8 protein-coding genes are annotated in these 8,030 nt (G+C 47.7%); 7 read left to right on the top strand and 1 reads right to left on the bottom strand.

All coding sequences use genetic code 11. The features are described from left to right. The 7 genes from MKMG_RS09825 to MKMG_RS09795 all read left to right on the top strand — a co-directional run. On the top strand, positions 1-767 hold a 767-nt coding region (locus tag MKMG_RS09825; protein ID WP_165077645.1), incomplete at its 5' end, for an HAD-IC family P-type ATPase. A 124-nt stretch (positions 768-891) separates the two neighbouring features. Beyond that, positions 892-1,476 (top strand): carbonic anhydrase, encoded by a 585-nt coding sequence (locus MKMG_RS09820; protein ID WP_165077644.1) that lies wholly within the window; start codon positions 892-894, stop codon positions 1,474-1,476. 400 nt (positions 1,477-1,876) lie between these two features. Beyond that, positions 1,877-2,737, top strand: coding sequence for a formate/nitrite transporter family protein (locus MKMG_RS09815; RefSeq protein WP_165077643.1), 861 nt, complete (start codon positions 1,877-1,879; stop codon positions 2,735-2,737). A gap of 147 nt (positions 2,738-2,884) precedes the next feature. Continuing rightward, entirely contained in the window at positions 2,885-3,253 is a 369-nt protein-coding gene (locus MKMG_RS09810; RefSeq protein WP_371415214.1) for a nucleotide-binding protein, read from the top strand. A gap of 136 nt (positions 3,254-3,389) precedes the next feature. Continuing rightward, on the top strand, positions 3,390-3,719 hold the full coding sequence (locus MKMG_RS09805) for a hypothetical protein (protein WP_165077641.1): 330 nt from the start codon (positions 3,390-3,392) through the stop codon (positions 3,717-3,719). 266 nt (positions 3,720-3,985) lie between these two features. Further along, positions 3,986-6,052, top strand: a complete 2,067-nt coding sequence (gene fdhF / locus MKMG_RS09800; RefSeq protein ID WP_165077640.1) for a formate dehydrogenase subunit alpha — start codon at positions 3,986-3,988, stop codon at positions 6,050-6,052. Between the two features lie 2 nt (positions 6,053-6,054). Then, on the top strand, positions 6,055-7,290 hold the full coding sequence (locus tag MKMG_RS09795; protein WP_165077639.1) for a Coenzyme F420 hydrogenase/dehydrogenase, beta subunit C-terminal domain: 1,236 nt from the start codon (positions 6,055-6,057) through the stop codon (positions 7,288-7,290). Positions 7,291-7,373: 83 nt separating this feature from the next. On the opposite strand, the gene MKMG_RS09790 is transcribed toward MKMG_RS09795, so the two are convergent. Then, positions 7,374-7,580, bottom strand: coding sequence for a hypothetical protein (locus tag MKMG_RS09790; RefSeq protein ID WP_165077638.1), 207 nt, complete (start codon positions 7,578-7,580; stop codon positions 7,374-7,376). Positions 7,581-8,030 lie beyond the last annotated feature (450 nt).

Genomic DNA, 8,030 nt, shown 5'->3' with positions numbered 1-8,030 from the left:
ATTGGGCTCAATCTGATCTGTTCTTGGTGTTGTCTGCATTTTTGTCGATTCAAACATCACCAAGAACACATTTATTTCTTCTCAACTGGCAAAGTCAGGCTATACAGATTCGCGGGGAAACAGCTGTCGGGGTCGCGGCCGGCGGTGCCATTGCAGGCATCATCGGCATATCAGACAGTGTCAGGGAGACATCTGCGGCGGCTACAGAAGAACTTCACAGGATGGGCCTTAATGTCGGCATGGTAACGGGAGACAATGAACGGACTGCAGCAGCAGTGGCAGAACGGCTGGGGATTGACTTTATGAAAGCAGAAGTTCTACCGGATGAGAAGTCAGGGATCATTCAGGCGCTGCAGGGCAAAGGAAAATGTATTGCATTTGTGGGTGACGGCATCAATGACGCACCCGCGCTTGCCGCAGCAGACATCGGCATCGCCATCGGAAGCGGCACAGACATCGCAATTGAAAGTGGTGACATCGTCCTTGTCCAGAGCAGTCCTCTTGATGTGGCAGCAGCCATACAGCTGGGCCGGAAGGTGATGGGCAGAATCAAACTGAACCTCTTCTGGGCATTTGCCTACAATGCGGCCTTAATTCCGGTTGCTGCAGGCATCCTCTATCCCCTCTGCGGCATCACCTTCCGTCCCGAGTTTGCAGGGCTTGCCATGGCACTCAGTTCAGTCACCGTCATCTCACTATCCCTCCTGCTGAAACGCTATACCCCTCCTGCAACAGTAAAGAAAGCAGATCTGCAAAAAATCCCATAACTGTTTTTTTCCAATATCATGCCCGTATATGCAGGCAATCCGGAATAATTCTCCATAAACAAAAAACCAGTATGCAGAAATAATCCTGCCGGACCATTACCAATTATCACAGAGGTGTGATAACGTGGTTGAGAAATTTATAGAAGGGAACCGTGCGTTTATCGAAAACGATTTCCGGAAAGACAATGAGCACTATCAGAAACTGGCAACCAGCCAGAGTCCGGAATCCCTCTGGATTGCATGTTCTGATTCACGGGTAAACCCGGAACGCATTGTCTCTGCAAAGATGGGTGACATCTTTGTGCACCGTAACATCGGCAATATTGTTGCAAAGGACGATCCAAACCTCGGATGCGTCCTTGAATATGCAGTCGGCCATCTGAAGGTGAAATATATCATCATATGCGGTCATTCCGACTGCGGCGCCATGAAAGCTCTTGATGCTGACATGTCACATGAGGAATATATTCCGGGATGGCTGAAACATTCACAGGAAGTGAAAGAGACAGTCGAAGGAGACCATGGTAATCCTGCAGAATGTGCCGACCTTGCCGCACGTAAAAAAGAGATTGAACTGGAGAACATCAGAGTTCAGCTGGAAAAACTCAGGTCATATTCCTGTGTAAAGAGTGCAGAAGAAGAGGACAGAATACAACTCCATGGCTTTTTCTATGATCTTGACACCGGAAAACTGGAGAAAATCGTCTGATATCTCCATATTGTCTCCGGGAATGTAAAAAACAGAATGGATCATTTTTTCTTATTTTTCAGTTACAGTCAGATTCTGAACCTTAATTTTAAATTAAACTTAAATTATTTGCTGTTTTTAATTAATGTGTGGGCATCATCCTTCAATTTTCAAAAAAATAGATGGGAAATCCGCGTGATGTTTCCCATTAGTAAAACCACTGGAATTTACTTAACAAATAATTAAGGCATTTATATTTACCACCCCCATGGACATTAGAGAGAGATTGCCAAACACCTCTCTGTTTCAGTGAAATTTTATCGAAAGCTATTAATATACTAATACAAGACGTTAAATCACCTATAAATTATAGGTAGTTGTGTGTTATTTGGTAATTCAAGCCAAATGAGGTGAAAAAAAAATGGTATTCCATCCCCCAGCAACAATCATCTCCAAGGTTGGAGATGCAGGCAAGGGCAAGTGTGCCCTTCCGGCCTGGAATATGCTCCTGCGTGGTTTCATGGCAGGTGCATACATCGCAATGGGTGCAGCACTCGCAACCGTCTGTGTAACAGGCACTGCAGCATTCCTTGGAGTAGGTGTCGCAAAATTAGTTCTCGGTTCAGTGTTCCCCGTAGGACTTGTTATCATCGTGCTTACCGGTGCAGAACTCTTCACTGGTGACGCAATGTTTGCCCCAATGGCAGCGTTTAAACACAAAATCAGTTGGGCAGCAGTCCTCAATCTATGGGTATGGGTCTATGTCGGTAACCTGATCGGTTCACTTGTATTCGCATACTTAATGGCTGTTGGACCACTGGTCTCAGTCTCAGGAGGCACTGCAACCGCAACCGCATTCGGTGTTACCGCAGTAAACATTGCAGCAGGAAAAGTAGGCTACATGGGTGGACTTGGACTCTGGTCCGCATTCTGTAAAGCTATCTGCTGTAACTGGCTTGTCAACCTTGCAATTCTTCTCGCAATCTGTGCAGATGACGCAATCGGTAAGATTGTCGGTGTCTGGTTCCCGATCATGGCTTTCGTTTCCTCCGGATTTGAGCACTGTGTCGCAAACATGTACTTCATCCCCGCAGGTCTCCTTACCATGCCCTCCCTGACAGCAGACCAAGTCGCAGCGATAGGTCCAAAACTGGCCAACCTGAACTGGGTCACCATGTGGACAAACAACATCATCGTCGTCACTCTCGGCAACATTGTCGGTGGTATGATCTTTGTCGGTCTCATCTACTGGATCTCATTCAAGCAAGACATTCAGGCATAATTCTGAACAATGAAAATCAAAGGAACAACGGTAAGGGTTTCAATCGTCCAGGTTGGACTCGTAATAGCCCTTACCCTTATTTTAATCGCATATGTCTTCCTCACAGGGGATTATCGCTCACTTCTCTGGGCAGTTCCAGTTCTTGTAATGCTCCTTGCAATTCCAATAGCACTGAACTACATGAGCCAGAGTCAGTACAACGACCTGATTCCCTATTACGAAGCAGAAGCAGTGTCGGTCAGGGTGGCTACTATCCGCCCGAATGACATAGGTAAGATTGTCAGGGTTGAAGGCGTTGTTGAACGCGTACTCTTTAAGTCACTCAATCGTCCACAGTATCTCGTCGCTGACAAAAGCGGTGAAATGTCTGTGAAGATGTTCACGACACCAAAAGAGGACGTAAAGAAAGGTGACGTCGTTGAAATTCTTGGACAGGTGATCAAGCGGTATGTAGTCGTTGGTGACCCGGTGATAAACGCTGTTCTCATCCGCAAGAAAACGAACAAAAAAACCTGAACCAAACCTGTTAAGGAACAATTTTCACATTTTACATACCAGAGACAAAACGATCATCTGGTAAAATTTAAACCCACGCTCCTTAATTACCGGGACGACAAACTCCTTTTCTAATAAATCCATACCGGAGATTACTATGACAGACAATACTTCGTCAGCACAGCAACTGCCCAAATATGCCTGGGCATCCGTTCCCATCATTGCCTTTGCAGGAATTGCCATCGGCATACTCTCACATGTGGATTCTGTCGGAATATGGGGATGTATAATCAGCTCTTTCATCCTCTGCGGCATCGCCTACCTGAAACCCAAAAAAGATCTGGTATCTCTGCTGGTGCCGTTCTTTGCAATTATTATCTTCAACCCGTGGAGTGAATTCAACACAGGGCCAATCATGCAGATTCTCTTTGCAGCCACAATCACCGTAATTATCGTCCGCCTGGAGAAAAAATACAGCCAGAAATAACATTTTTACAACGAACCAGATTACTCATTTTTCGGCAATATGGGGTAATATCCAACCATGGATCAGATGGAATATGCGCTCCTGTACGACAAGAATGAAAAAAGTAAATATTCACTAATTAACATGATGGAAAATCAATTGACAATAAATAACCCTCCATTTCCATAACAAAAAGCACAGACCACAAATTCCACCAATAATCTCTCGATTTTTAATTACCTTTATATGCTGTGAGTATAAAAAAGAACATGTTCGAGGTAATGATAATGGACATGAAATACGTTCAGACAACCTGCCCATACTGTGGGACAGGATGTTCATTCAACCTCGTGGTCAAAGATGGCAAGGTCGTTGATACCGCTCCGTATCACCGTTCCCCCGTCAATGAAGGCAAAGTGTGTCCGAAAGGCACCTATGCTCACGAGTTTGTGAACAGAGAAGACCGCCTCACCACGCCGCTCATTAAAAAGGACGGCAAATTTGTAGAGGCAACATGGGAAGAGGCAAACGCCCTCATCGCAGAGAAGTTTAAAAGCTACACCCCTGAAGAGTGTGCAGTACTCTCATCAGCACGTACTTCAAACGAAGACAACTACGCTTTGATGAAGTTCGCCCGCGGTGCATTAAAAACACGCCATATTGACCACTGTGCACGCCTCTGCCACGCTTCAACGGTAGCAGGTCTTGCTGCATCATTCGGCTCCGGTGCAATGACCAACTCCATTGGGGACATTGCAGAGTCAAAGTGTGTCTTTATCATCGGGTCCAACACATTTGAGCAGCACCCGCTTATCGGCCGCAGAGTAATGCAGGCAAAGATGGCAGGCGCAAAACTCATCTACGCTGACCCACGTTTAACCTGTACCGGAAAGCAGGCTGACCTCTTCATGCAGTTCAGATCAGGCTCTGATGTCGCAATCCTGAACTGTATCATGGGAGAGATCATCCGGAACGGCTGGGAAGACAAGGAATGGATTCAGAACCGTGCCAAAGGCTATGATGAACTCAAGGCAACTGTGCTGAAGGACGACTACCTGCCGGAGAATGTTGAGACACTCTCAGGAATCCCTGCAGAACAGCTCAGGACTGCAGCAGAGTGGATCGGGACCGCTGAATCCAGTACACTGCTCTACTCAATGGGTATCACCCAGCACACCTGTGGTGTTGACAACGTAAAGTCCACTGCAAACCTCCAGATGCTTACCGGTAACATCGGCAAGCGCGGAGGCGGTGTGAACGCACTTCGTGGACAGAACAATGTGCAGGGCGCCTGTGATATGGGAGCACTCCCTGTTGTGTTCACTGCATATCAGAAGGTCATTGACCCTGCCGCACACAAGAAATTCGAAGATGCATGGGCATTCCCCGACGGTATCTGTCCAGCTCAGAACGGGTATGAAGTAACCGTTATGATGGATGTACTGACCGATAACCCTGGCGAGCTCAAGGCAATGTACATTATGGGAGAGAACCCGTTCCTCTCAGATCCTGACATTCACCACGTCGAACATGCATTCGAGAACCTTGAATTCGTCGTTGTCCAGGATATCTTCCTGACAGAGACTGCAGAACACGCTGATGTTGTGCTCCCCGCCACCTGCTACGCAGAGAGGGACGGCACCCAGACATCCACCGAACGCCGTGTTCAGATGTGGAGAAAGGCACAGGAGCCACCAGGACAGGCAAAACTCGACTGGAAGATCATCGCAGACATTGCAGCAGCAATGGGCTATGCAGACCAGTTTGGATGGGAAACAACAGAAGATGTATTCAACGAGATGCGCTCACTGACTCCATCCTATGGAGGAATGACCTACGAGCGTCTCAACAAGCCTGAGGCACTTCACTGGCCATGCCCCACAGAAGATCACCCGGGTACACCCATTCTCCACATCAACAAGTGCTCCCACCCTGACGGTATGGGTGTTATGCACGCGATCGACTGGAAACCTCCGGCAGAAGTGCCTGACGACGAATATCCATTCGTATTTACCACTGGCCGCTGTCTCTGGCACTGGCACACTGGTAGCATGACCCGTCGTTCAGACACCCTTGCAAATGAAGTCCCGACTGGCTGGATTGAGATCAACCCTGAAGACGCAGCAGCACTTGGCATCAAAGACAAAGAGATGGTCAAAGCCATCACCCGCCGTGGTGAAATTGAAGTGCCTGCAAAGGTCACCTCTGAAATCATGAAGGGCGTCATGTTCATGCCGTTCCACTTTGCAGAGTGTGCAGCAAATATGCTGACCAACAACGCTCTTGACCCAATCGCTAAGATTCCGGAGTTTAAGGCCTGTTCAGTGAAGATTGAAAAGATTCAGGAGGCCTGAAAATGGTAGCTAAAGGCGATATGGTATACGCATCCGCAAGTGATGCAGAGATTCTTGAGAAAGGAGAGTGTGGCGGTGCAGTCACGGCACTTCTCAAGTACGCTCTTGAAAGCGGCATGGTCGATGCAGTCCTTACCGTGAAGAAGGGATATGACATCTACGATGCAACCCCTGTCCTCATCAAAGACCCGGCTGAGCTTGCAGAGACAGCGGGATCACTCCACTGTGGTACACTCCTTCTCCCGAAACTCATCAAGAAATATCTTGACGGGGCAAAGAACGAGAAGCTTGCAGTCGTACTCAAGGGATGTGACGCAAAGGCAATGTACGAGCTTGCAAAGAGAAAACAGATCAATCTTGACAATGTCATCATGATCGGTCTCAACTGTGGTGGATCGGTGTCCCCGGTTCTGGCACGTACAATGATTGCAGACAAGTTCGAGATGGACCCGGACTCCATTGTCAAAGAAGAGATTGACAAAGGCCAGTTCATTGTTCTTGATAAGAATGGTGAGCACAAGGGTATCCCCATTGACGAACTCGAGGAAGCAGGATACGGACGCCGTGCAAACTGTCAGCGCTGTAAAACAAAGGTTCCCCGCCAGTGCGATCTCGCATGCGGAAACTGGGGAGTCATTGGTGAGAAAGCAGGCAAGGCAACCTTCGTTGAAGTATGCAGCGACAAGGGAGCAGCACTTCTCGAGGGCGCAGCAAAAGCCGGTGCCATCGAAACTGCAGCACCAATCCCCAAGGGCATTGAGATTCGCGGCAAGATCGAGAATGCAATGTTCAAACTCGCTGACAAACACCGTGCAGCACAGTTCAGCGCACTTGGTGAGAGCGAAGACCGCCTGAAGTTCATCATGGATGAGACCTCACGCTGTATCAAGTGTTACCAGTGCATTGAGAACTGTCCAATCTGCTACTGTGTCGAGTGTTCAACCAAGAAACCACACCTGGTTACCCCGGGACAGGTTCCGCCACCCTTCATGTTCCACCTCATCAGGTTCAGCCACATATCTGATTCCTGTGTGAACTGCGGACAGTGCGAAGAACTCTGTGCAATGGACATTCCAAATGCGCTCTTCATGCACTCCCTGCAGGTTGAGATGGAGAAGATGTTCGGGTTTGTGCCTGGTGTGAATATGGATCTTCCGGTCCTTGCACTTGTTGAAGAACCTACTGAGCGCAAGCGTCTTTCAGACACCGGCGATGATCAGATCTACAACATATTCTAATCTTCCCTTTTTTTTAACCTGAAAATTATTTATCAAAAGTGTTTTACGGATGCATACTTCATCACCAGGATGATTCATCTTCTTCATCGTCTCTTCCGTGTAAGTATGGTATATGCCATAGAGAGAACCATCAGGCGGCGTCTGTAGTGCCATGCAGCTAAAGCCACTGCAGCAGCGGCTAAACGATTTGAAGGAGTGCCCAGCGTGAGAACGGCATCCAGGGCATTCATGGTATGTGAACGGTAGCGGCGGCCTGCACCATTATATGATACTGAGTCTTGTTTCTGCATCACAATCCCTGTGCGTATAATGCAACCGGTATACTAAATAATTTGCATTGTGTGTATGTTAACTACCCACGACTAAAGTCGTGGGCTTCCTGCCTGCTTTCTTCGTGAGACAGGTATACACAAAAACGCAGAGAAGGTTAAACAGGGCTGCATTGTCACTGGCAACCTTTCCCGGAGGAAATTACCAGATAGACAAAGAACGCTCACGCTCATTAGTCTAACAGTTACAGAACCTCTCAATACAAGCACCTTGCAGCGAATGAAATCAACCACTCACGCTCTTTTGCATGACATATACAGAACAGAATGGTTTCACACATTGCAGGAAAGAATCATCACCAAGAGCTCTCACTCCTTTGTATAACAGTTACAGAACAGATTTTTTCGTCTCTTTTCAGAGCATTTGCAGCGAAGTATGGTTCCCGAGCGCTCTCGCAACTCAGTACAGCA

It is taken from the genome of Methanogenium sp. MK-MG (assembly GCF_009914725.1).
Classification (GTDB): Archaea; Halobacteriota; Methanomicrobia; order Methanomicrobiales; family Methanomicrobiaceae; genus Methanogenium.
The sequence above is the reverse complement of the archived record's forward strand: the minus strand, read 5'-3'. Positions and strand labels throughout refer to the sequence as shown.

Coding starts and splice junctions, on each gene's coding strand:
- MKMG_RS09815 (WP_165077643.1), top strand. CDS start 1,877: ATGGTATTCCATCCCCCAGCAACAATCATCTCCAAGGTTGGAGATGCA.
- MKMG_RS09810 (WP_371415214.1), top strand. CDS start 2,885: ATGCTCCTTGCAATTCCAATAGCACTGAACTACATGAGCCAGAGTCAG.
- MKMG_RS09805 (WP_165077641.1), top strand. CDS start 3,390: ATGACAGACAATACTTCGTCAGCACAGCAACTGCCCAAATATGCCTGG.
- fdhF (WP_165077640.1), top strand. CDS start 3,986: ATGGACATGAAATACGTTCAGACAACCTGCCCATACTGTGGGACAGGA.
- MKMG_RS09795 (WP_165077639.1), top strand. CDS start 6,055: ATGGTAGCTAAAGGCGATATGGTATACGCATCCGCAAGTGATGCAGAG.
- MKMG_RS09790 (WP_165077638.1), bottom strand. CDS start 7,580: ATGCAGAAACAAGACTCAGTATCATATAATGGTGCAGGCCGCCGCTAC.